Below are 23484 nucleotides of genomic sequence, written 5' to 3' on the forward strand. Positions count from 1 at the left end.
GTTCGGAGACGACAGAATCTGCACAGTGTGTGCGCTATGAACCGATTCTCCATTTTTCGGACGACGAATTGTGTCGCTCAAACGCATGACATTGATTTACGCCGTCGCCTCCATCGGATGTTCGTCACCCGGGGGAGACTACCTGCGCGGATTTCCTCAAGGCGGGTTTTTTGACCAAGAAGACATCGGCGAGGAGGCAATGGACAAGCACGGAGTCAGCCATGAAGGGGCCTTCGACTCGACGATGGTCGCCGGCCAAGTGCGCACTGAATGTGTGCGTGCAGGAAATGCGTCGAAACCAATCAACACTGTTATCGCCTGGGATACCTGGACGGCGGTGCGCGACAAATGAAGATACGGTCGGATCCGGCCCTTGCCCGGCGACGAGGTCGAGCCGGGCAAGGTCGATCTGCCACAAATCAAATGACGTGTACCGCACTCCACGCGCTCGACGCCGCGGTGTCACGAACCACTTTTTTCCTTGTAAAATCAACGGGGCATATCTCACGGCCGCGGTGGGGTAACTTCGAACGGTGACGGAGGATTGGCAACTGAGCCACAAGCGAGGCGGCGGAACGGTCCCAGTGGATCCGTCTGCGGCGGAGGATCTGTCAGCGACGGCGAACCGACCGATCGAGTATCGCGAAACGGAATTCCCGCCGCCTGTGTTTCCAGGGCATATTGCCCCAGTGCCGCCTGGTCCCGAACCATCCGATGGACAGCCCCAGCGCTCGGGGCCACCACGTGCGGCAGCGGCAGTCGTCGCAGGTCTGGTTGCCTTACTCGTCGTGGCCGGGTTTGTGATCTTCATGGCCAATCACTCGGGAAATGACGATGCGGCCGCCGCCGACCAGACGACTTCTGCGTCGCTACTCCAGACGGTCGCACCGCATACAGAGGCTCTGTCCCCGCTTGCAGTGCCACCACCGAACGCAGTCGAATGTTCAAACACCGGTACGGGACCGTACGCCCGCTCGGCGCGTGGTAACGATGTGACGTCTTGTCCGTTCGCTGAGAATGTTCGCCGTGAATTTAGCGCGGGAAATGCGAAACCGGCGAAGATCATTAACGTGTTCAGTCCAGTCACAAATTTGTACTACGTCATGACCTGTGTGACGGAAACCGTCGTCGTTTGTCGGGGCGGCAACGATGCAGTGGTTTACGTCTATTGACAGTCGTTCGCGTACAAGAATACGAGGCTGCCGGGCAGGCGCATAGGGAGTAAGTGAGCCGACGACGAAGGAATGCCAACTTGGACTCGACGTCGTGGCTCGAACCAGGGCATCGACGGCCTGAATCCGCATTTCCATACGAAGACAGTAATGTACTCGCGAAGCCCCCAGAAACGGACCGAGAATTGCGCGAGTCCGGGATGGGCGCCGTCGAACTGAACGTTAAGCAACTTGTTCCCAAAGTCGTCACCGACCGTCTTGGGTACTTGTGCCCGTCGATCGGAGCGCATCCGGGTTTGGAGACTTCGATGCGATTCGTGCAACTTGCGCGGCTTTGCCATGATTGCGCGTTGCTGAATGGAGTGCTGGCGGTGGAATCGATGCCCGACCATCTTTCACGCGGACTGCTATGGCGAAAATCGGACGATTGAATGACACGCGTGCTGCGTTCGTCGCGATACGGTGGACCCGCAGAAGATTCTTCGATCCGATTGCCCTGGAGGGTCCTATGAATAGTGTTGTGCAACGAGTGTCGGGTGTGGTCTTTGCGCTATCGGTTCTCGGTATAATTTATAAGGCCAGCATTGTGGGAGTAGAGGTGACCACAACGACCAATTATTCGACAGGTGCCATTTCGACCTCGACAGACTACGGGTATATTCCGATCTTGGCGGTGATCGCTGTAGTCGCCGGTCTGGTGACTTTTTTGCTCGCTCGTTCAACGGAACGGCGGGCGATCAAACCATTTCTGCTGGGGGCCAATGGAAATCAGGGGAAGTCTACAAACGGTTAATTGAAACCGATCATCGCGGCAGGTCGGCTGTAGATTCCCGTGATGGTGCTGACGATGCAGGAGAGATCAGTCAGCGTGAAGTTTGAGGATCGATTGGCATCGTTACTGGTTGTCCTTGGTGTCGCCAGTACGACACGACCGTCGAGCACGTGGCCCAACGGTTGCGGGCGCGGTGCGATCCGCGCTTTCGCTTGTTGAACGACTCGATGCGCTAGTTTGGACGCCGATCGCAACGAAACGCAGGCCGATCCAGAGGTGGTCAAGGCAGAACTGCTGGGCGCAGGGGATATCAGGTCCCGGCGTCGCCCCCATCCTCATCGCCTGGGTGAACCGCTCCGCAAGGCGAAGCCCGTCGCGAGTTCTTCGACCTGTCGCTCGGGCGGCGCTGTGCTACTCGAAGGACTGGCTGATGAGCGAATCCAAGCGTTGCCTTGGGTGAACGGGTCGCAGGCAACACTCAGAGCGACTGGTGGCGAGTCGCACGGCAGACGAGCGGCTATTCCGATTCTCCTTTAAGAGGCTTTTAATTTGCAATGCGTCGCGATGTCGGCTGTTCGGTCGACTGTCGAATTGCGGTTCGCTGCACGTAGCGTCGATATTTATGCGTCGTACGGGATCGTTCGTTATGACTCTCTCTGTCACGTGCGCCCTGTTGGCAGGCTGTGGTTCGGACGGTGCCGATTCAGCAGAGTCGTCCGGCTCAGCGACGGCATCCTCGGCGTCGGCGAAGCCGGCGACGGTACCGACGGTGTTGATTTTGGATGCGTCGGGGTCGATGACGGCCGACGATGCGCCCCGTCTGCGGATCGACGCAGCGAAGCAGGCCGCGTTGGGGTTGGTCGATTCGTTGCCGGACGAAGCGATGCTCGGGCTGGTGACCTATGGAACAAGGACAGGAAGTTCCGACGCAGAGATGGCGGCCGGATGTCAGGACGTGACAAAGTTGATTGAGTTTGGTCGTCTGGCTCGTGAACGAGTTCGCGGTGAGGTCCTTGCTCTGCGGCCGTCTGGCTATACGCCGATCAGTTTGGCTCTGCAGCAGGCGGTTTCGATGTTGCCGACCGATGGTGGCAAGCAGGCTGTGGTGTTAGTGTCCGACGGCGAAGATACGTGTGGTTCTCCGCCGTGCGAGGTGGCGAAACAGTTGCGCGCACAGCATCCGGGTCTGTCGATTTCGACGGTGGGTTTCAAGACGGACGGCGCGGCGAGAGAGCAATTGAATTGTGTCGCAACGGCAACTGACGGGTTGTTCGTTCAGGCCGCAAACAGCAAGCAGCTCGCCGCGCGCCTGATGGCGACCCAGGACACCGAGACTGCGCGAGAGTCGTTGTCACCTAACGGAATAGCAGGAGTTGAGGTGCGATCTGCTGTCGGCGACATTAAACGCAGCCACTCCGAGTTCCCGGATGTCGGGTCGTCGGGCCGGGTCGTAGTGGTGTGGCGTGAGTGCGAATTAACTTTCGTGGACGGAGTTCTCGACTCCATCGCACCACATGGGGGAGGACGAACGATCGATGGGATTGCACCAGGTACTCCCGTCGCCAAAGCGACTGAACTGTATGGTGATCCGCTGGAAACGGTCGACAATAGAAACGGTACGTACAGCCTTACCTACACCGCGGACGAAGCACGCGGCAACGCATACCGCATGGCCGTCACCGACTTCTCCGCAACAGCAGGCACTATTTCGGGTCTGATCAAGACGATCGTGTTGTGCCACTGCCTCCCAAAGAAGCCGACCGCTTGGGTTGCCACGACCGATTCCTACGGGCCCTTCCGGCTTGGTATGTCGTTGCCGGACGCTGCCGGTGCCCTCGCACCGATTTCTGTGACGCGAAACCATTACTACAATTGCTCTGTGCTTGGGGAAAACCGGCAGTACGCATTGACCCTTTGGATTAAGGACGATAAAGGTGTCGTCACCGGGATAAACACACCTGCAGGTACGGTCACTGACCGCGGAGTCGGTGACGGATCGACAGTGGATCAGATTCGCGCGGTCTATGCGCGTGACCACGACGTCGATGTCGGTAACAGTGCCGGTCAGGGCAGTCCCGGTGTTGTCGTCAAGCCAACGGGCAGCGCCAAGCCCGGGGATTATTTAGTGTTCCCAATCGAAAACAACGGGACCGTCGGACCGCCAAGTGTCGGTCGAGGTCCGGCAAACGAAGGTTGTTGAGAACAACGTCGTACTTGCGGATGTGTGTGCCGGGCACATTTCTGGGTCTCCCGTTTCGAGCAGAGCAAACGAGCGCTCAACGGAATCCGCCTACGGCGATTTGTTGCTCTTCGAGGCGTTGGCGTCGTCCGTCGTCCGTCACGATCCTCGTGCAGAGTCGGCCAGGGGAAGCAATGAGAGCGCGGCTCGCGAGAGCGTAGTTTGCCAGTGCCGACGGACAAACTTCCCGCGCGAATTGTTGTTCGGAAAAAGGGCGAGCCGTCGAGGCGGTTAGAACCGGCTAGCCGGTTCTAAGTTGGTGGAAGCGCCGGCGCGAGCAGTTTGCGCTGGAGCGACGGGCTGACCTGCTGCAGGGGGACTCGCAGCGCAATAGCCCCGGAAATCAGCTGACCTAAACGGTCTCCGTCCCCGGCGTTGCCCGACTGGTGTTCACTGGCACGTCGCATTGGCGCGCGGCGTCAATTGAGAACAGGATTCGTCTCTCGCTGGTCAGCGGAGGCGCGGGAGCATCGGATAGCCAAGTGGTGATCGGCGGGTCACCAGTCTTCGATGTCGGTGTAACCGTCTTGCAGGGCTCTCGCGAATAGCGCTGCTTTGGTCGTGGCGGGGCGTCCGACGGCCGCGTATTTCGCCCGAATCCGGGTGAGGTGTGTGTTAAGCGTTCCCGGCGAGATGTAAAGACGCCGAGCCGCGTCCGGTTTGGTGTCTGCCCTTAGCCACGCAAGCAAAACCTCGCTTTCACGACTACTCAGCATTGGTCGTGACAGCGTTCTCTTATCGACGGTTCTGCTTCTCTCCGTAGACACCGCGGATGCGGAGGATTCGCCGATCTGAGTGAGATCTTCACCGGTATTGTGGCGTAGCCCAATGTTATTACTGACGAGTTGTCTCTGAAAGATTTGACTCATCGGTGCCGAATTCCTTTACTCCCCGACCCAAGGTATCGCCTTCTGGAAAGTGGTGAGATTGCTCAGTGCATACCAATCGAGTTCCTGCGGGAGTGCGCCGTTTAGAACGACAGGTGTCGTGTGTGCCCTTTCCAGAATTCTCCCTACAGGCGCAGCCGAACAGGAAACCCCTCGCATGCCTGTTCATTCCTAACGTCAGCGACCAAGCGGAGGCGTTCCAACAGGTTTAGTGGTAGCGACTTGTGCCGTTATCTCAGCACGGGAACGCCCCTAATTGCCATATGGAGAGGCATTCCCGGCAGCACCATTCCCGTACCCGAGTCCGGGCTGGCTTGACTTCTGAGTCAAGCACGGTCACTGTTGCCGAATCGAGAGTCGAGACGGAGGGGCGATGGCTGTGCCAGAACAGTCCAAATCAGCGAGGCAGCGGTTTCTGATGGCGGGTCGAGACGCTCTCGCGAGCGCTGGACCGGATGTTCTCATCAACGGTTTGTTGGTTGAACGGGACGTTGCTCCGAGGGCGGGGTTGTCGAAGCAGACCTTTTCGACGACCTATCCGACGCGAACGCGAGGTGGTGGCGGTAAGGCGCAATTCATCGACGACCTACTCGCATCGATCATGCATGACAGTGAGTGGCGCCGGCGGGCGGTGGTCGATGCAGAGATAGCGCGTCGTAATGTGACGGCGGATGGCGATCCGCGTCAGTCGATACGCGAGATGTCGAGGTGGGATTTCGAGCAGGCCCAAACAGATCCTGGAACTCAACTACGTCTCGTCGTTGCCGCTCTGGGTAGCAACCATCCCGGTGCTGTGAACGCCGTTCGAGCAACATATAACGACATCACGACCTCGTCCGCGGATGCTCTAATCGGTGAGTTCGCACGATGGGGGGCGAATCTTCGCCAGCCGTTCACGTTTCAAAAGCTGGGTGTACTTGTGACGGCACTCGCCGAAGGATTACAGCTCAGGGCCAAGCTGGACCCTGATGCCGTGTCTGCAGAACTCTTCGGTGATGCAGTCGTTGCTCTTATCGGCGCGGTCGCCGACGTCGAGCAAACTCACTCGCATATCGACGATGTCATCGGGCCCTTGGTGGACAAGGCGATTGGCAGTTACAGATTCGCGCAGGCAGATGATCTTCCTGACGATCCCGCCCAAGCGATCATCGATGCCGCCGCCGGCGAATTCTCCAAGCGGGGATACTTCAATACGACTCGTACGCAGATTGCAATAGCATCGGGAGTTCCGCCGTCGATCTTGGATAAGCTGTTCCCGACATCAGTCGATATCGTTGCCGCAGCTCTCAGACCGCCGTTCGAACGTCTCAAGCAACGTACCAGTACCGATTCGATACTTCGAACCCCCGACGAGGCGTTGCGGCGGTATCTGGAGCAACTCGCAATCCTGTTGTGCGATAACCGATCAATGGCCGTGGCGATGACGATGATCCTCAGCATGGAGCGATTTCAAACCCCTGTATCAGCGACCGAGCTGCTTAAGGATTTGCACTTTCCCAGCTTGATCATCGATCCGGTGGAGGCAGGCCAGCGCGACGGCATCATCGTCAACGATATTCCCGCAACCACAATCGCAGCGACGCTCGTCAACAACGTGTTGTTTCTGTCCTTGCGCGATCCGACCGCGTTGCCTGGATCGATTGCGGCGACGGTGGAAAGGCTCTGTTTGCGTGGGTTGATCTGCGCGCCTGGTGCCGGCAACCAGGACACTGGTCCGACCGCAAGCAAGTGATTAGGTGACGGCTGGGTCTCTATTGGACAGTTGCACACAACTTCCGCTGTCGAATGCTGGGTAGCCGTGGGGGCGTCGAATTGCTCGTTATGTCGACGCAACACTCGGCGTTGGATCAGCCGGGGCTACTCGTCGTTGCTTGGCGCCCGGGATGAATGCTTCCGATCCGTACTGTTCGAAGACGACGATCGGATCAGTGAAGGAACCGAGCTTTTCACGCAGTACTCGGTACTCGCTGTTGGTTCGGACGAGGCGATCGACGACCGACTTGGCGAGGTGGTCTGCCAACTGTTCGTCGTAGACCGCGTCGCGACGCAATTCGACGCGGAGATGCAATTGCTCTCGCTGATTCGCGTCGTGAGTTACTGTGACGAGAAATTTGCCGGTCACAGTCTCGGAAAACGTCGGGTCGTCGACGACGGTGCGAATAGGGTCAGGATAAATGTTGGCCGAACAGAAGATCGCTGCAACATCGGTGCGCCCGTACATGACCAAGTACCACGCGGATGTGTCAACCATGTCGGCCAACCTGGTGTTGCCCGTCGCGCGCAGCAACGTGAAAAGCTCCTGACCGCAAATCAACCTGCCTTGATCGTTCACTCGGTACCGGACCATCGGAATCGTGCCATCGACGGTGAACAAAAGGTATCCGTTCTCGTCGGTCTCGACGTAGCACAGGTGTGGGTCGTATTCGATCAGAGTCGGCTGAATTGCTTCGGTGTCGGTGACGATGAAGCTGGCTGGGTGCTGTCCTCCGAAGAGCGCAGTTGAGAGGGCGCTGTCCTTCTGTGCCGCCCGCCGCGCCGCGATCGTTAGTGCCGTCTCGTTACCGACGAAGCCAATCTCCGACGAACCGTATACCGACACGACACGCGCGGGCTCATGAACTCGCTTCAGTCGGTTCAACACGTAGTCACGCCAATCCTCGCTCATCGGCTCGCCGCCGACGAGTAGCCAAATATCCTGGGCAAGTGCGGCTTCCGGTGCTTGATCGAGCACGTCCCGAACATATGGCGGGTACCCAGCAAGTACGATTCGATCGAACATGGGCCCCAAATCAGCCAGCACGTCTTGGACTGCCCGCAGGTCGACCCCCGGTGTGATCACGGTGATCAGGTGACCGCGGGAGCGTAAGCCGAGCATCGCAAGCAATGTGTAGGTGCCACCGGTCCACGTGCCCATCGCGAAGCAGACGACGACGAGTGTCCTGCGTTGTTGAGTCTGGAACTGTGTGCGAAAGAGCCGATCGAAGTGGTCTTCGGCCTTGGCGAAGGACGTTGTCCCGCGAGCCCAGAAGGTGGGTTGGCCCGACGACCCCGAACTGGCAACCAGCATCGCTGCAGGGTCATGGCCTTGATCGCTGACGACTTCATGCAACGGCCAATTCGCCATCACGTCTGGCTTGGTCATCGCCGGCACCAAATCGAAGTCGTCGTGCGTGGTGACCATTTCCGGACGCATCCCGTGGCGAACCAGAAATGCGCAATAGCCAGGAAATTGACTGGCTCTGCGAAAGATCTCAAGTGGCGAAGCCGGACCACGTGTATCGACTATCTCGTTCATTGCAACGCCTCACGTTTCTTACGGCTCGAGCGATATCGAATTGACAGTCCAAAATGGATCTGCGCGCCGGTTTGGAGACAGCATCGAACCTCGTGCGCATCGGTATTGACGGCAACGAACTGAAGTCCAATTGTGAGAGAAGCAGTTCCTTTCAATAAACGCTTCGGAATACCCTCCGGCCCTCACCGTGAGTCCAAACTCGATAGGCACAACGCTATTTGGCATGGGGCGCTTTGGCGAGGTTCGACTTTGTTGACCCAGGAAATAGGGTCACCGTTAGCAAAGGAAATTCTCCTCGGCGTTTTCTAAAGAAAATTCATGCGGCAAGGTTCTGTTGGCCGAGCATATCGTCGAAGCCGAAGTCTAGTTTCGCCGTCGGTGTGGCAATCGCTGCTTTAGCAGGTGTGGTGATTGGAGGCCGAGCGCAAATCTGTTTACGCAGGATCCGCGCGATTGTCGAATTTGTCGATGGAGTCCGATGAAGCCGGCGATTCGACATTGAATGCCGAGCGCGTCCGCTAGTTTGGTCGGTGACCCTTTCCCGAATTGTCCGGGTTCCTTTCGAGGCATCAAACAGCAACATCTCAGCACGGAAATATTAATCGGGGCCAGTCGAAAGACCAAGCCGTCAAGCCCCCTTCGTTCGTTGCCAACGCTAAATGCGAGGCTTGAAATGAATCGGGTGCCCGCAATGATCGCGGGATAATGTTGCTGGCAACATCTTTGGCGGGACTCCTGCCCTACGACGCCTATGGCGAATGAATGGTGACGCGAGACCCGTGTGATCTGAGCGGATTTCAAGTCCTGAACCGCGCGAGTCCTACTTTGTTGCTTGACCCGGAATCCCCTGACAGACGGCTAGGTTCGTGTGGCCTGCGCCACGGTTACTCAGCACTGGAGCCTGCCAGCGAGCAAGGTGTCGTCTATCCCACATTCGAAGGACAAAAGCATCGGCCGAGCACGGATAGGCGGTCCAGGTCGACCCGGTCAGGGGCCGGGACCTGTTGGGTCTCTGAGTCGAGGAGGGGACTCAGAGACCTGCGCGGTGGTGGAATGCTCATTTCGCGCCGAGAGACAGGTCAATTTCAGAGATGAATCGTGTGGTTGATCTCGTCTGCAGCGAGCACTGCCGCGGTCTGAGTCGCCAGAAATCGCGCCAACTGCGTCGAACGCCCAGTCGTATCGCTCTCTCCGCCGCGTGCCCCACCGAACCGAGCGGTCGCGGTCGTTGCGTCCAACCAGAACAGCACGTCGACTGACGCGGCTGTCTTTATGATGACGACTCCGGCGACGACGCGTGGCTCGACAACGTCAACTTTTGATGGACGAAACCCGGACAGATCTAGGTCAGCGACTCGCGCTCGCGCTATGTCGATGACGTTGTCATATTTCCAGGGATGCGGTCGGGGTGCCTCCGCTCCCTCGGAACCTTCGTGTACCGCAAGCAACAGCGCAGCAAGATGCTCAGCCGCCACCTGGACTTCGGTGACGACCCCGTCGTTCTCGGCATCGCTCAACACCTCATTGGTGTCGATTCGGCGAGGCTTCAGGTCGCCCGTTTCTTGTGCCGCGGGACTTCGGCGTGCTGTCGTCCTCAGGCGTGGCGTCGTCGTTGTTATCGTCGCGTTTCAGGCGGTAGCGTGCTGGGTCGGAACCGGTAAATACTGACATTTGTTTTTGGTTGTCGCACGTTCGGATAATGCTCGCGCCTCCCTCCGATGGCCGCTTTCAATTATCGGCACAATCCAACGAGCCCGACAATCGATTATTCGGCGTACACCTGGGAATTGCCCAAGATGGTTTCGACACTTCTGCGTGATCAGCGAGGAATCAATCACCGCACTTCATAGATTTACCCACCAAAGTAAATGAGGTCGCGGCTTACCTGGATCCGGCTCTGGTTGGGATGGACTAATAGCGCGAAGTGCTCGCATGTTCGAAGACACGTTCGTCCCTGTTGGACTCGAATCTCCGGAATGAAAACGGTCGGGTACGTAGTCGGACGCACAGATTTCCATTCGCGTCGGAGGATGTATAGGAGCCAAATCCACGATCCCGCCAGAATCTGGGCTCGACAAGGGACCGCGACGTCTCCTTCATGTCCGGGTGCAGTATCCGGCGCCGGAGCCGTGGCGCGGCGAGGCGCCTCTTCCGAGCACTGCCGGTCGTGGGGGCCGATGTCACGCCCGTTCGACTTAGGGCCTGCACGGATAGTTTCGTAACGACCCGAGCAGTCTGGCCAAGCGCTACCTGGGGCAATGGACGGTGTACGCCCATAAAGTGCCACTCGGCCCGGTGACTCGGACGGTGACAGTGGACGCGCCACCAGGCGGGACGTTGACACTGATCACGCCGGTTTCTGTGCCCTTTTGACCACCGACATAGCCGGTGTCGGCAATCGGAACGCCCTCATAAATGACTACGATATCGTCCGGCACGTCCTCGGTGTCCCACGACAAGTCGAACGATGTCGGTCCACTTCTGCCGATCGAATGCGTTGTGGTGGTGACCCCGGGGCCGCCCGACTTGGTCGACTGATTGCACGGCTGCGAGTTCTGAAGCCCGCCGTTGCTGCTGCCACCAAAAAGGACGCCGACGCCGGCGCCGAGGGCGCTGCTGCCACCGTCGATGATCCTGCCGACGCAGCTCCCGGGATCCTGTACACAGGCATTCATGATGCCGCTACCGCCATCGATGACGCTGCTGCCGAAGTCGACGGCACTGCTTCCGCTGTTGCCGATCGGCTTCGGATCCGGAGCGGATTCCGGATCTGCAGACGCAGCGTAGGGAAAGGCGACGGCTGCGGCTGTAAGCATTACGCCAACCGCTGCGAATTTACGGCTGCCGCTGTTACGAGCTCCTGATTTGCTCATCAATTTTACCCTCGTCGCTTCACTGGCGGGAATACTCTCAATCGTGATCTTCCGCCCGGCCGGGTTGCCCAGGTATCCGCCGATCGCATGACACGGGCATGAAGGAATGTCGCAGCATTCTCGTGTCTCAAATGGGGCGAGACGATGCATTACTTCGACTCCCGACTCGCCCGGGTCTATCGCGATGATTCCGCTCTGCACGAAACGCGCAAGCCATAGAAATCGGTTCCGACCGACACGCGATCCGTCGGCTGAACGTCGGACAGACAGCTCAGGCATCCGAGTGGGATGTTCTTTGCTATCGCTAGTTTCGCCGACGAGCAGAGGTCCGTTCGATGTCAGGATTGTCGTATCACACTCTCGACGCCGCGAAGGCATGGTCCGTCGCCTGGATTGTGTTGTCGAGCCTCGGAGTTCTGTTGATGTTTTCGGGAAGGTCGAACCGCGGAAAGGCATCGTCGAATCTGGGGATGCTTGGAGTCTTGCTTACGCTTCCGGCGGAGATCATCGAAGCAAAGCTGATTTTCGGTCAGCTCACGACAGTCGCCAATCTGAAAATGGTGAATGATTTCGGACCATGGTTCTCAGGGATGCGGTTCCTCGGTTGGGCCCTTTTAATACTGGCGCTTGTCGTCGCACGGACGCCAGCCAAGCAGCCACGCCCGCTGGCGCACAGTCGCCCGGTTCCGTCCGAGCGCTCGAATGCGCCAGCTCCAACACAGACTGCGGCCAATACCGCAAAACGCCCGCTTCAGCAGCCAGCACTGGCCAACGTGCAGGTTGGCGGACGCCCGCAACTATCGAACCTGCCCTTGATCCTCGCAAAGTGCGCCGGGGGTGCGTTCGTTTTGACCTGCGTAAGTGCCCTTTTCGCGCCGACGGTCGTGGTTGCGTTGTATGTGGTCGTCACTTTGGTGCTCGCGACCGCGGCCATCTTTGCCCTGTATGCGAGCAAGGCAGACCCTGTTCAGCGAAATGCCGCACCATCGACTCCGCACTATTCAGGCGAAGTGTCCTACTCCAAGGATCGCCTGACGGGACCTATTCCGAACCCGACCTCGTTTCCCAGCCCTGATCGGTAACCGCACCATCGCGCGCAATTCGAATGCAACGCCGCACGATTGTGTCGTGGCCGAAAGAACTCACGGTCTCACGCTACCGACGAGCTCTTTACCCCCTGCAGAAATCGCCCTTGTCAGCGGCGCCCCTGATGTCCCGAAGCCCGTTCCACAAACAATAATTCTCGGAACGTGATGCGGACGACCCCTTGCTAGCGTCGAGATCTCGTTTCCCATAGAGCGAGGCAGCCGACTTATGTCCGCGAAAGATACCGCTACGGCCAGCAGGCCTTCGGTCTCGGACCTCGACGATTGCTTAGCACGCTGTCTCGCCATCTAGGCGTTGCGAAACCTCCGCTGACGTCTTCAAAGCCAGCAAGATTGACGCCCTCGAAACGGCGCCAACGAGCAACCCGCTTCCTGTAAGTAATCGGTTCCACGTCACGAACCGGCCTGGTGCACACTCGACGCCGGCGATCACGCGCCGAACATGCTCACTGAGGCGACAGTGCGATTTGGGAATCGCAAGGCACTCTTCGGTCCCTCGAATACTCGTTCATGGAGCGGCTGCCGGATCGAAAATGGCGGACTGCTCTGGTCTAGATGGCGGGCTCGGCTCCCAGCACTTCGACTTTGTTGAGCAATCGATGGTGACGCCATTTGTGTTCGATCGGCGTGTGTACTCGACGGACGAGTGCTAACTACTTCGCAAGTCTCTCGGTGGATGTCCACTGTCCGTCGTTGCGGTCTTCCGGTTTGCCGATGCGCTCGGCTTTCCGGTCGTATGCGACGAACCGTGCGCCTGAGGTGTCAGCTGAATGGATGAAACTTCCGTGATGCACCAACGGTTCCGGCGTATCGCTGGGACCATAGCCAGAACTTGTGCATCGGCCCAGTCGGGTCGAGGATGAACCGTTCGGAGGCTTCGATGGGTGCTCGATTGTCGTGTGGCGCTATCGGTGTGACGATCGTTCTCGTCGCGGCGCTCGTGGGGTGTGGTGAGTCATCACCGGACAAAGCTGTGACGCCGCAATCGACGAGTTCGACATCTGGCTCTGAGGTTGCGTCCGGCGTGGTCGGCGATTCGGGTGTGACCGTTTCTGGGGTTGTCGACGGTGTCTCTGTTACTGCGACGGCGCCGAACGGTGTCGCCGATGCGGGGACACAGCTGTCGTTGTCAACCGTGAACTCTGCCGCTGACAAGCCGTTCACCGCCGCGGTGGCAACGACCCCGGCGATCGGATTGGCCCTGGGGGACGGTGGGCAGCCGAAGAAGCCGATCACCGTCACCTTCGACCTGGCCAAGTCCGACGTCGCCGGCAAGATCAGCGACACTGTCCGCCCGATCGTCGCCGTCAACTCTGGGACGGCCGAGGCGGATCTTCTCGAGGCCGAATGGGATGCGAAGAGCAAACTGGTTACTACGACCACCGACCATCTGTCGAACTTCCAAATCGGGCTGGTCGACATCAACACCGTGCTGTCCGACGCCGCGAAACAAGCGTGGAAAGCGCTCGGTAGCAACAACACCGACAGCGCCTGCAATGGGAAACCTGAATTGCAGGTCGCTGGCGCGACCTACAAGATCACCGCCTCGAAACCGAGGATCGTGACCGCTTGCCTACGACAGGCTGGGAACGGCATCACCGTCGACATGACGTCGAAGTCCTCGCAGTTCTACCAAGTCGCCCCCGACCCAGCCGGTACATTCACCAACACCCAACCCTTACACGGATCCGACCAGCTCGCGGCGATGCTGCACGCATCGTTCGCACACGGGAAAACCGGTCTGCTCACCCCGAACGGGGGAGCGAGCATCGCGTTCGACGCGAGTCAGACCCCTCGAAAGATCAGCCTCGACATCGACCCTGCGGCCTTGCAGCTGGAAACGATCCTGACTGGTATCGATATGCTCGGCGTCTCCGGCGACGACCTGGTCGACGCGTTCCAGAACACCAAGTCCGCCTACGACTGCCTCGTTACCGCCTACGAGTCCTGGACCAAACCGGGCAAAGGTTCCCCGACCGAACTCGCGAACGCGCTCGGTGACCTCGCCCAATGCGGCCTCGCCGGCGCCCAAGCCGCTGTCGGCAAACTAGACACCACCCGGGTCCTGCATAAGCTGAGTGTTGCAACGTCGCTGTTCACGACTCTGCCGAAGCAACTGTTCGCCAACATCGACGGCATCGCCGCCGAATTCAAAGGCGAACAACACCTCGAGTTCGAGATAGCTAGCTCGACCTCCACATCCACCGGGTCCCCGACCACGTCGGCGACCTCGTCGAACACTCCCACCGATACCGGTCCGCGGTGGTTCACCCTCGACGAGATCGGCTCGTTGTCCACCGGCAACGGATACGACTGCTGCAGCACCGAAATCATCAATAACACGTCGTTTCCGAAAAGTGCGACCGGCTACTACCAAACCGGCGACGCGCCCGGTGACGACAACAACCACGTCAATCTGCTCCTCGCCGGGAAATGCGACCAACTCGACGTCTTCATCGGACAATCCGCCAAATCGGGCAGCCCCACTGGACCCGGCCGATTCCGCGTCTACCTAAACGACACCCAACTTGTGTCCGATCAGACCATCGGCATCAACGAGGAAGCCATCCACCTCACGATCGACCTCAACGGCGCTTCCAGGCTCAAACTTCGCGACGACCGCCACTCCACTGACGCCATCAATGTCTGGGGCACGCCCCGACTGCACTGCACCACAAACCCCAACCCCAAATAGGTCCCGGCAATCCACGCCACGCCAATGGATTAATCCGGGAAGAGGGCGAATTGTGCTGTCAGCTGTTCGTTTCTCTACTGATTGCATCGGGTCCAACACTTCTAGTGACCGGCTTTACGTCAGCTGGCAGATCCGAGGCCGCGGCGCTGGGCTGGATGCCTACTCACCACCCTTCGACGGTGCTGGCCGGATCACCGTCAGCAGGTAGTCGTTGGCGGCAAACAACCAACCGACCCGACTCGGGTCGACTGTCTGCGACCCCGCTGGCGGACTGAAGCTCTGTCAGTCGAATGAAGCACTTTGGGCGACGTGCTCGCCAACTGTCCGTGGCCATGAAAAAGTCCCCACTGGTGGCCAGTTCTAGGTCCCCACGGGTGGCCAGATAAAAGTCCCCACCCGTGTTCGTCGTGTCGTACGGGAGCTCGAGGCCTGGGCGGTGACGGTGAAGGTGCCAACCAGTCACCACACCGCCCAGGGAGTTTCCATTGAAGTCTGCGAGGGACCGCATGGACATCATTTCTGCGTATCGAGAAGTCGGAACCTATCGTGGTGCCGCCGATTTGTGCGGCACCACCCACAAGACCGTGAAGCGAGTCGTCGAGCGGTTCGAAGCCGAACAGCACGGTCACGACAGCACCGAACGCGTCGAACGGCCACACAACTACGACGCCGTGACCGAGCTGGTCACCGAACGAGTCGCCAAATCCAAAGGCAGAATCTCGGCGAAACGGTTGCTGCCGATCGCCCGGACCGCCGGATACGAAGGCTCTGACCGCAACTTCCGTCGCCTGGTCGCGGAGGCGAAAGCGTTGTGGCGCAAAGACCATCACCGTGGACGACGCCCCGCAGTCTGGACCCCGGGTGAGTACCTGGTGACGACTGGGCGACCGTCGGTGGCGGGTTGCACCTGTTCTGCGCCGTACTCGCGTTCTCTCGATGGCGGTTCGTCGCCTTCGCCGACAACGAACGCGCCACCACCACCCTCGGCTTCATCGCTGCGGCGATGGACGCGGCCGGTGGTGTCCCGTTGAAAGTGCTCGCCGATCGGATGGGCTGCCTCAAAGGCGGTGTGGTCGCCAACGTCGTCGTTCCGACACCCGAATACGTGCGTCTGGCAACCCATTACGGATTCCGCCCAGATTTCTGTCACGCCAACGACCCGCAATCGAAGGGCATAGTGGAGAACCTGGTCGGCTACGCCCAACGCGACCTGGTCGTCCCGTTGCTCACCGACGCCGACATCACCGGTAAACCGGTCGATATGCATGCCGCCAACGCCGCAGCGAAGGCGTGGTGTGTCGAGGTCAATGCCAGGTTGCATTCGGAGATCGCCGCGATCCCCGATGAACGGCTGATCACCGAACGTGTCCTGCTGCAACCGTTGCCGTCGCTGCGTTTGCAGATCGGGCCGGCACCGGTGACCCGCAAGGTCGACCGCCTGTCCTGTGTCCGGTTCGCCTCGGCGCGGTATTCGGTGCCGACCCGACTGATCGGCACGACCGTCACCCTGCTCCAGGACGGCGGGCGATTGCTGATCATCGAGCCCGGCACCGGCGAGGTCGTCGCCGACCACGAACTCGCTGCACCGGGGACGGCGTCGGTCCACGACGACCATTACGACCGACCACGCCCGGCACCCGATCGGGGACCACGCCCCAAAACGACTGTCGAGCAGCAGTTCTGCGCGCTCGGCACCCACGCGGAAGCGTTCCTCGTCGGTGCCGCCGCGATCGGCAACACCCGCCTCGGGTCCGAACTGGAAATCCTGCTCGCCCTCGGCGCCGCACACGGACACGATGCATTGCTCGGTGCGGTGGCGCGGGCGGTGGCGTTCAAACGGTTCCGTGCTGCCGATGTCCGCTCGATCTTGGCTGCCGGTGCCGGCACCCCGCACCCCCGTCCCGCCGGTGATGCGTTGATCCTGGCCCTGCCCACCAGTGCGACCCGGTCACTGGATGCCTACAAATTCACCCCACCGGACACGGCGATGCCATGACCACCACCACGCAGGCAACGCCACCGGCGGCACCGGCCTTGCCGGCAGATCTGGACGCCGCGCTGCGGCGACTCAAACTCGGCACCATTCGCCGCACCGCCCCGGACGTGTTGAGCAGAGCCAAGATTCAATGCTGGACACCCGAAGAAGTGCTGCGCACCCTCATCGAGGCCGAGATCGCTGCGCGTGATGCCTCCAACGCCGCCGCCCGGCTCAAGGCCGCGGCGTTCCCGGTCGCGAAAACGCTCGACACCTTCGACGTCGCGGTGTCGTCGATCCCGGCAGCGACGTTCTCCTACCTGTCGAGCCTGGAATGGGTTCGTACACATGCCAATTTGGCGATGATCGGTCCGCCGGGCACGGGCAAGAGCCACACCCTGATCGGGCTCGGCATCGCCGCGGTGCACGCCGGGTTGAAGGTCCGATACTTCACCGCCACCGACCTGATCGACACTCTCTACCGTGGCTTGGCCGACAACACCGTCGGCAAAATCATCGACACCCTGCTGCGGGCCGACCTGATCGTGCTCGATGAGATCGGCTTCGCCCCGCTCGATGACAGCGGCACCCAGTTGTTGTTCCGGCTTGTCGCCGCCGCCTGCGAAAGACAGTCCTTGGCGGTTGCCTCGCATTGGCCGTTCGAGCAATGGGGCCGCTTCCTACCCGAACACACGACTGCCGTCAGCATTCTCGACCGGCTCCTGCATCACGCCACCATCGTCATCACCGACGGTGAGTCCTACCGAATGCGAGACGCCCGACAACAACGTAAAGACCAGAACTAGCCCACCACCGTGGGGACTTTCACCTGGCCAAAAACGGAGACATCAAACTGGCCATTGACACCAACTACGATTACTGAGCGCGCGAGGCCCCGGTCCGTCGAGGCAGGCTGCAAGACCATCGTCGTGCATCGACTCAAACTGTCCGGCATGCTGTAAATCCCCGGCGCCACCGGCATTTTCAGCCCGCGCTACCAGCGCGCCAGCGCTAGGGCTCGGCACATCGCCGCAGTCTCAACGATCCACCAACCGCGCGACATTATGGCCCAGAGTGGGATTTTCGGACTACGGATGTCGGCCGTTTGTCTGACTACCCAGATTGATGCCGAGAACCGTAGCGTCGGGTTTCATGTCGCGTCTGGGATCGTTTCTTTTTGCTTTGGCTGTAGTCGCGTTGCTGGCGGCCTGTAGCTCGGATGCTGGCGATTCAGCAGTGTCGTCTGAATCGGCTTCGTCGGCGCCCGCAGCGATAATCGCGGTTCCCACAGTGTTGATTTTGGATGCGTCAGGATCGATGACTATTGAGGATGCTCCGGGCTCGCGGATCGACGCGGCGAGAATTGCGGCGGTCGGTTTGATCGATTCATTTCCTGGAGATGCGATGGTCGGGCTGGTGACCTACGGAATCGGGACAGGCAGCTCGGATGATGAGAAGGTCGCCGGATGTCAGGACGTGAAGTCGCTGGTAGGTCTGGGCCGGCTGGATCGGGACAGAGTCCGCGGAGAGATCGATGCGCTGCGGCCGTCGGGATATACGCCGATTAGTTTAGCTATGCGACGCGCAGCGTCGATGCTGCCGACGGACGGTGGCAACCAGGCGATTGTGTTGGTGTCCGACGGAGAGGATACCTGCGGCGTTCCGCCATGTGAAGTGGCGAGAGAATTGCGCCTACAGCATCCAGGATTGTCCATATCGACGGTCGGTTTCAAGACCGACGGCACGGCGAGTGAGCAGCTGAATTGCGTCGCAACCACGACTGATGGTTTGTTCGTGCAGGCAGCGAACAGTCGTCAACTCGCTGCGCGGCTGCTCGCGACCCAGGACACTAAGAAAGCGCGAGAATCGTTGTCGACGAAGGGATTAGCCGGAATCGATCTCGGATTGACGGTCGGTGAGGTCAAACGCGGACACTCAGACTTCCCGGACGTCGGGCTGTCCGGTCGGGTCGTTGTTGTCTGGCGGGATTGCGATTTCACATTCCAAGACGGTGTGCTCGATTCCATTGCACCGCATGGCGGGGGACGCACGATCGACGGCATCGCACCAGGCACGCCAATCGCGAAAGCGATTGAACTGTACGGGGATCCGCTCGAAACGGTGGACAACAAAGACGGCACCTACAATCTGACCTTGACAGCCGATGAGGCCAGACGGGCAGGCTACAAGTTTCTCGTCAAGGACTACACGGAATCGAAGGGAAGCATAGCCGGGACAATCGCGACGATTGCGCTGTGTCGTTGTCTTCCACCAGCCCCGAGTCGCGCGCCTGATCCGTGTGCAGGTGTGGCCACCGGTTGCGCGCAAGTTGCGGAAGTCGATGTCGACGGCGACGGGACGTACGACCGGGTTGCGGTTATCGCTACCGCCAATTCGGGAAAGGGCAATCCGACCGCGTCTGTGACGGTCAAGGTGGCGACAGCGCGAGAGGTCGAGGAAATCCTAATCAAGGTCGAGGGCCCGCTTCGGTCTAGTTCTGATTGCCCGGGGAAGCGCGACCAGCATTCGGAACCGTGTGCCTACGATGGCGCATTCTTGATTAGCCGGCCGCGCGGCGCGGATCTCGTGGTGACAAAATGTGTTTGTGCCGGGGGCGTACCCACGCACACGGTGATCACTTGGACGGGGAACCATTTATCGATCCTGGCTTCCCCGGGCGACCGCAACTGGCCAACGGTCAATTACGAAGGCTCGTACGAATGGCTCAGTTGCGAGCGACCGGGTGAGGTCACCGAATCGCGGCTCTCGCCAACCTCGTACGCTGGCATGCCGAATCCGGCAGGAGGAATCCGCAAGTCCGAACGATTCACCTACGCAGACGGTAGGTGGACGTCTGTCGGTGCCGAAAGTGTGCCCGACCTGAGCGCAGATATTCCGGATTTTTGGAAAACGCTGGTCGCTTTCAAATGCACCGATCAAGCGCGACGCTGACGACCTATCGCGTTTCGGGCCTTCGCTGGTAACCGTTGGTGCTCGCGATGTCGGGCGGCGGGCGTGACGCATTCCATTCAAACGACCAGGATCTATTGGTCGCATGTCAGTCATGCCATTTGGACGTGAAACGTAACGGATTCATGCGATCCGCACACTATTTGCTCCGGTCAAGAGTCGATCGTCCTGTCCGCGCACGGCAGTCGCTGGCCGACGGGAAAGTGTCGATTATTCGAATGATATCAGCGCGGTAAGTGTCGTGGGAAAATAATGGCCCGCTAGGGGATGGGTTCAGGCAAGAATTGGAGACACGCAGTGGGCAGAATGATAAATGCGGCATGCTTTGTCGTGACAGGTATTGCAATTATCGTCTTTGCTGCCAATGGCAACGGAGTCGGGGTCGGCGGCTGGTTTGCCGCGCTTGCGTTGATCGGATATGGCGGATATATCGCATTTACGAAGCGAAGCTACTGGGTTTCGAGCTACATCTACCTGGTACCGATTTTCGGCATAGGCTACATGTATTTCAAAGCCTCAGGCAAGGCATAGCCTGTGTGCGAGTAGGACCCGACTAGGTCCATCAGGAGTTGTCGTCTGCGGGCGTTGGACAGGCCGGTCCCGATCGCGAGGATCATCGGTTCCTGCCACGATTTGATGGTTTCGGAGAGCGTGTGAAACTCGGGCACCGAGCATGCTGCGCAGAATGCGTAGAACGAGTATGAAACTCGAGATCTCGTACCGCGGCCGCCACGGGCGCTGCACGCCAACACATCTCGCAGGAGTTTCTTCGCGATCCACGCGGCGGCGATGTCGCAGTTCGGATCCGCCGAGGTCAGTCGCTCGAACAGTTTGTACTGTGTTTGTCGGTCAGTCGTTCGACAGCACGAAGCAGTCGGCGCCGGTTGATGCATTCCGGGTCGCCCGCATTACCAGGCCGACCATCTCGTTTGACTCATTTGGCCAGATGTGGAACTGGTCTGACGATCAGCCTCGCGTGGGGCCTCGCGCGCGGCCTTCGCGTTCGTCACCGACAAATCGATCGCCACGAACGCGACGTTCGACCTCCACTGCGCGGGCCGAGTGTCGAGCCAATCGATCACCGGTTTCGCCGAACGGCCGTTGACCTGGACCAATATTCCACCGCTGCCGGTGGTGTCGTGGCGGCGACGCCCCTTGGGCAATTTGCGAAATTCCAGCACCAGCGCGATCGGGATGTGTCACAGGGCCGCGCGTCGGGTAAGGATCATGCGCACCAGATCGCGTTTGTCGTGTCGAAACCATCTCATCCGCCCCACTTCGCGTGTCTCCAACAACGGAGAGAAGTCCGAGAGCAGAAATACGCGTGGCTACCTGATCGCTGTCCACGCGCGATGCCTTGCGCATTGCCTTAGTGTCGTCGTTGGATTCAACGTCGTGCAGCCGATTCGAGAGCACAGATAATCCGCGATTACCTCGGGAGCGCCCGTCTCGGATTACGCCCCGACGACACCTCGCGCGCGTGGCAACAAGACATATCCGTCGGAATGGCTTGCACCACAGGGTGCCTGGAATCGAGCAGCGCATTGACCAAATTTGCAACTGCCGAGATTGTCGGACGTTCAGGGGACACCAGGTGTCCCACTTCGAAAGTAGCGTAACCCGTAACGATCATATTCATATATCGAGATCGTCGTTCTCGAAGGGACTGGTGTTGCGATGAGGTCTTGTATGTCGTCAGCTTCGATTTGCACCAGGCTGCCGCACAGCGTCCTGAGGATCGCGTTAGCAACCCTCGTCAGCACGGCGTTGGCATCAACGGTCAGCGCGCCCGTTGCCAACGCAACGCCCACGGCCACTGTCAAAGCAAAGACACAACGGATGACCGACGCAAGTCTCCAATCGCGCCAAGAGGGTTGGTACAACGTCGGCGATCAATTAACGCTCAGCTGCTCGAAGCACGGGCAGAAGGTGAAGGGATACTTCAGTTTCAACATCCCCGGGGGCTGGGACGATCTCTGGTATCAGACGTCTGACGGCCACTTTGTCGCCGACGTCGACATTGAGACCGGAACGTTGAGCAACGTCGCCCCAGCGTGCGGTTCTGGAGCGCAGTCGAGTCCTGCCGCGGCACCCCAGTCGGCTCCGTCTTCGAAGGTGGACGCCGCGCTGGCCAAAGCTAATGCGCATGTCGGAACCGATGATTTCGGCCCGCGCGGTTGCATGCTCCTTGTCGCTGACGCTTTCAGTGTCCGGGCGACGGGCTACAACACTCCCAACGAGTTCAGAGCGGCACTGGCAGCCAAGAACCAGTTTCACGCAGACACGGCATTTCCCAAAGGAGTCTTGGTGTTCTCCGAGAGTTCATGGGACGGCGGGGGAGGTCATATCGACATTGCGCGCGGCGACGGCACTTTTGTCTCAGGTGGCGTCGACAAGAGCGTGAAGGGAACGGTCGGGGCCGGGCATTACGTTCAAGTACTCTCCAATCCGAATCCCGGAAGAGGTTCGAAAATATACGGGTGGGCGTATGCGCCGTGGTGAAAGTATCGGCGACAAACTGACTGATGTGCACGCAGATGAACTAGGGCCAAACCCCCAATCCGTTTGGTTCTCATCACAGCCATCATGTAGTGAAGCAAGATATTGAGCGCGACCGAGGAGATTCTCGGTCGCGAGAGCGGCAGTGCTCATCAGCCTTGCCCCGACCGGGGCTGTCCACAGACCCGCAAGGGACCCGGCTGCGTCTGGTCAAATACGGCATCACCAACCGGGACTGAGATGGCGGAACACGATCGGCTGATCACCACCATCATCGACCCCGACATCGCCTCGGCGGCCGAGCTCGCGGCCGTCCATCACCAACGCTGGGGATTCGAATCCGCCTCGCCGAGAACGAACCCCGCAACGGGGAAGCCTCCGAGTCCCGCGCTCGCACGGCCCCGATCTGGTCCGTCAAGTGATCTGGGCGCTGCCGCTGACCCTTCCGCGATCCGCGGCAGGCGAGCTTTTCCCCCTGACCGCTCGGCAGCCAGTACTATCCCGGTCGGCCGGGGCGCAGAGGGTGTGGCCGTCGATTTGGTCAGCCAAACCGCCTTAGTAGTCAATCGCGACGACAAATTAGTGTCAGTGATCGACACCGCCAAGACCGAGCGAAGCGGGAACGTCGGCCGTACAGAGCTAGCCGACAGGGAGCAGAAGCGCTCGATTGGTTTATGTGTCAGTGACGTATACGTCTCCGCTCGCGGAGACCGCCACCCCGTCGGGGCTGTCGAGTCCGACGAACGGGAGTTCGGTTTGGGTGTTGGATCCGCGGCTAACATCGAAACCCGGTCGTTGTTTGAGTCAGCGACGTAGACTTCGCCGCCGTCGGTGACCGTTAACCGTGCGCTGCGTCAAGGCCAGTGAAGGGAGTTCGATCTGCGACAAGTACATCGCCGATGCTACTGAGACTTGCCCGCGTTTCGAATCGGTGTGCTCGTTTACGTATACCGTGACGGCGGTTATGACCGCGCAGTAATCATGGCCGCAAACTTGAATAT

14 protein-coding genes and 2 pseudogenes are annotated in these 23484 nt (G+C 59.7%); 11 read left to right on the forward strand and 5 right to left on the reverse strand.

Translation table 11 applies throughout. The annotated features are described in order from the left end of the window. Positions 1–70: 70 nt before the first annotated feature. From FGL95_RS08630 to FGL95_RS08640, 3 genes are all read left to right on the forward strand, one after another. On the forward strand, positions 71–352 hold the full coding sequence (locus tag FGL95_RS08630; protein ID WP_169585786.1) for a hypothetical protein: 282 nt from the start codon (positions 71–73) through the stop codon (positions 350–352). 1418 nt (positions 353–1770) lie between these two features. Next, positions 1771–1965 (forward strand): hypothetical protein, encoded by a 195-nt coding sequence (locus tag FGL95_RS08635; RefSeq protein WP_169585787.1) that lies wholly within the window; start codon positions 1771–1773, stop codon positions 1963–1965. 625 nt (positions 1966–2590) lie between these two features. Then, positions 2591–4144: a vWA domain-containing protein gene (locus FGL95_RS08640; RefSeq protein ID WP_277351752.1), complete on the forward strand. Its 1554-nt coding sequence runs from the start codon at positions 2591–2593 to the stop codon at positions 4142–4144. A gap of 536 nt (positions 4145–4680) precedes the next feature. Here FGL95_RS08640 and FGL95_RS32905 read toward each other — a convergent pair. Further along, complete coding sequence (locus FGL95_RS32905; RefSeq protein WP_420838033.1) at positions 4681–4950, reverse strand: LuxR C-terminal-related transcriptional regulator; 270 nt, start codon at positions 4948–4950, stop codon at positions 4681–4683. A gap of 751 nt (positions 4951–5701) precedes the next feature. On the opposite strand from FGL95_RS32905, the gene FGL95_RS08650 reads away from it, so the two are divergent. Beyond that, positions 5702–6802 carry a TetR/AcrR family transcriptional regulator gene (locus tag FGL95_RS08650; RefSeq protein ID WP_169585790.1) on the forward strand — a complete coding sequence of 367 codons (1101 nt, stop codon included), beginning with the start codon at positions 5702–5704 and terminating at the stop codon, positions 6800–6802. Between the two features lie 87 nt (positions 6803–6889). On the opposite strand, the gene FGL95_RS08655 is transcribed toward FGL95_RS08650, so the two are convergent. From FGL95_RS08655 to FGL95_RS08665, 3 genes are all read right to left on the reverse strand, one after another. Further along, the gene (locus FGL95_RS08655; protein WP_169585791.1) at positions 6890–8212 is read right to left on the reverse strand and encodes a phenylacetate--CoA ligase family protein; all 1323 of its coding nucleotides are present in this window, start codon (positions 8210–8212) and stop codon (positions 6890–6892) included. A 1238-nt stretch (positions 8213–9450) separates the two neighbouring features. Beyond that, positions 9451–9882, reverse strand: a complete 432-nt coding sequence (locus FGL95_RS08660; protein WP_169585792.1) for a hypothetical protein — start codon at positions 9880–9882, stop codon at positions 9451–9453. Between the two features lie 729 nt (positions 9883–10611). Continuing rightward, positions 10612–11388 carry a hypothetical protein gene (locus tag FGL95_RS08665; RefSeq protein WP_240962818.1) on the reverse strand — a complete coding sequence of 259 codons (777 nt, stop codon included), beginning with the start codon at positions 11386–11388 and terminating at the stop codon, positions 10612–10614. 185 nt (positions 11389–11573) lie between these two features. Between FGL95_RS08665 and FGL95_RS08670 the strand changes: the two genes are divergently transcribed. From FGL95_RS08670 to FGL95_RS08705, 7 genes and pseudogenes are all read left to right on the forward strand, one after another. After that, positions 11574–12320 (forward strand): hypothetical protein, encoded by a 747-nt coding sequence (locus FGL95_RS08670; protein ID WP_169585793.1) that lies wholly within the window; start codon positions 11574–11576, stop codon positions 12318–12320. A gap of 904 nt (positions 12321–13224) precedes the next feature. Then, on the forward strand, positions 13225–15039 hold the full coding sequence (locus tag FGL95_RS08675; RefSeq protein ID WP_169585794.1) for an NPCBM/NEW2 domain-containing protein: 1815 nt from the start codon (positions 13225–13227) through the stop codon (positions 15037–15039). Positions 15040–15524: 485 nt separating this feature from the next. After that, a pseudogene (gene istA, locus FGL95_RS08680) lies at positions 15525–17035 on the forward strand (IS21 family transposase). Continuing rightward, entirely contained in the window at positions 17032–17820 is a 789-nt protein-coding gene (istB, locus tag FGL95_RS08685) for an IS21-like element helper ATPase IstB (RefSeq protein WP_169585795.1), read from the forward strand. Before istA ends, istB begins: the two are co-directional and overlap by 4 nt. A 346-nt stretch (positions 17821–18166) precedes the next feature. Then, complete coding sequence (locus FGL95_RS08690; protein ID WP_169585796.1) at positions 18167–19966, forward strand: vWA domain-containing protein; 1800 nt, start codon at positions 18167–18169, stop codon at positions 19964–19966. A 348-nt stretch (positions 19967–20314) separates the two neighbouring features. Further along, on the forward strand, positions 20315–20515 hold the full coding sequence (locus tag FGL95_RS08695; protein ID WP_169585274.1) for a hypothetical protein: 201 nt from the start codon (positions 20315–20317) through the stop codon (positions 20513–20515). A gap of 1308 nt (positions 20516–21823) precedes the next feature. Further along, the gene (locus tag FGL95_RS08705; protein WP_169585798.1) at positions 21824–22486 is read left to right on the forward strand and encodes a hypothetical protein; all 663 of its coding nucleotides are present in this window, start codon (positions 21824–21826) and stop codon (positions 22484–22486) included. A gap of 672 nt (positions 22487–23158) precedes the next feature. Here the strand turns inward: FGL95_RS08705 and FGL95_RS33130 are convergent. After that, a pseudogene (locus FGL95_RS33130) lies at positions 23159–23310 on the reverse strand (hypothetical protein); the annotation flags it as partial. Positions 23311–23484 lie beyond the last annotated feature (174 nt).

Origin of the sequence: Antrihabitans stalactiti, from assembly GCF_012932915.1 — a bacterium.
GTDB lineage: Bacteria > Actinomycetota > Actinomycetes > Mycobacteriales > Mycobacteriaceae > Antrihabitans > Antrihabitans stalactiti.

Coding starts and splice junctions, on each gene's coding strand:
- FGL95_RS08690 (WP_169585796.1), top strand. CDS start 18,167: ATGTCGCGTCTGGGATCGTTTCTTTTTGCTTTGGCTGTAGTCGCGTTG.
- istB (WP_169585795.1), top strand. CDS start 17,032: ATGACCACCACCACGCAGGCAACGCCACCGGCGGCACCGGCCTTGCCG.
- FGL95_RS08705 (WP_169585798.1), top strand. CDS start 21,824: ATGACCGACGCAAGTCTCCAATCGCGCCAAGAGGGTTGGTACAACGTC.
- FGL95_RS08670 (WP_169585793.1), top strand. CDS start 11,574: ATGTCAGGATTGTCGTATCACACTCTCGACGCCGCGAAGGCATGGTCC.
- FGL95_RS08640 (WP_277351752.1), top strand. CDS start 2,591: ATGACTCTCTCTGTCACGTGCGCCCTGTTGGCAGGCTGTGGTTCGGAC.
- FGL95_RS08665 (WP_240962818.1), bottom strand. CDS start 11,388: ATGCATCGTCTCGCCCCATTTGAGACACGAGAATGCTGCGACATTCCT.
- FGL95_RS08675 (WP_169585794.1), top strand. CDS start 13,225: ATGGGTGCTCGATTGTCGTGTGGCGCTATCGGTGTGACGATCGTTCTC.
- FGL95_RS08655 (WP_169585791.1), bottom strand. CDS start 8,212: ATGACCAAGCCAGACGTGATGGCGAATTGGCCGTTGCATGAAGTCGTC.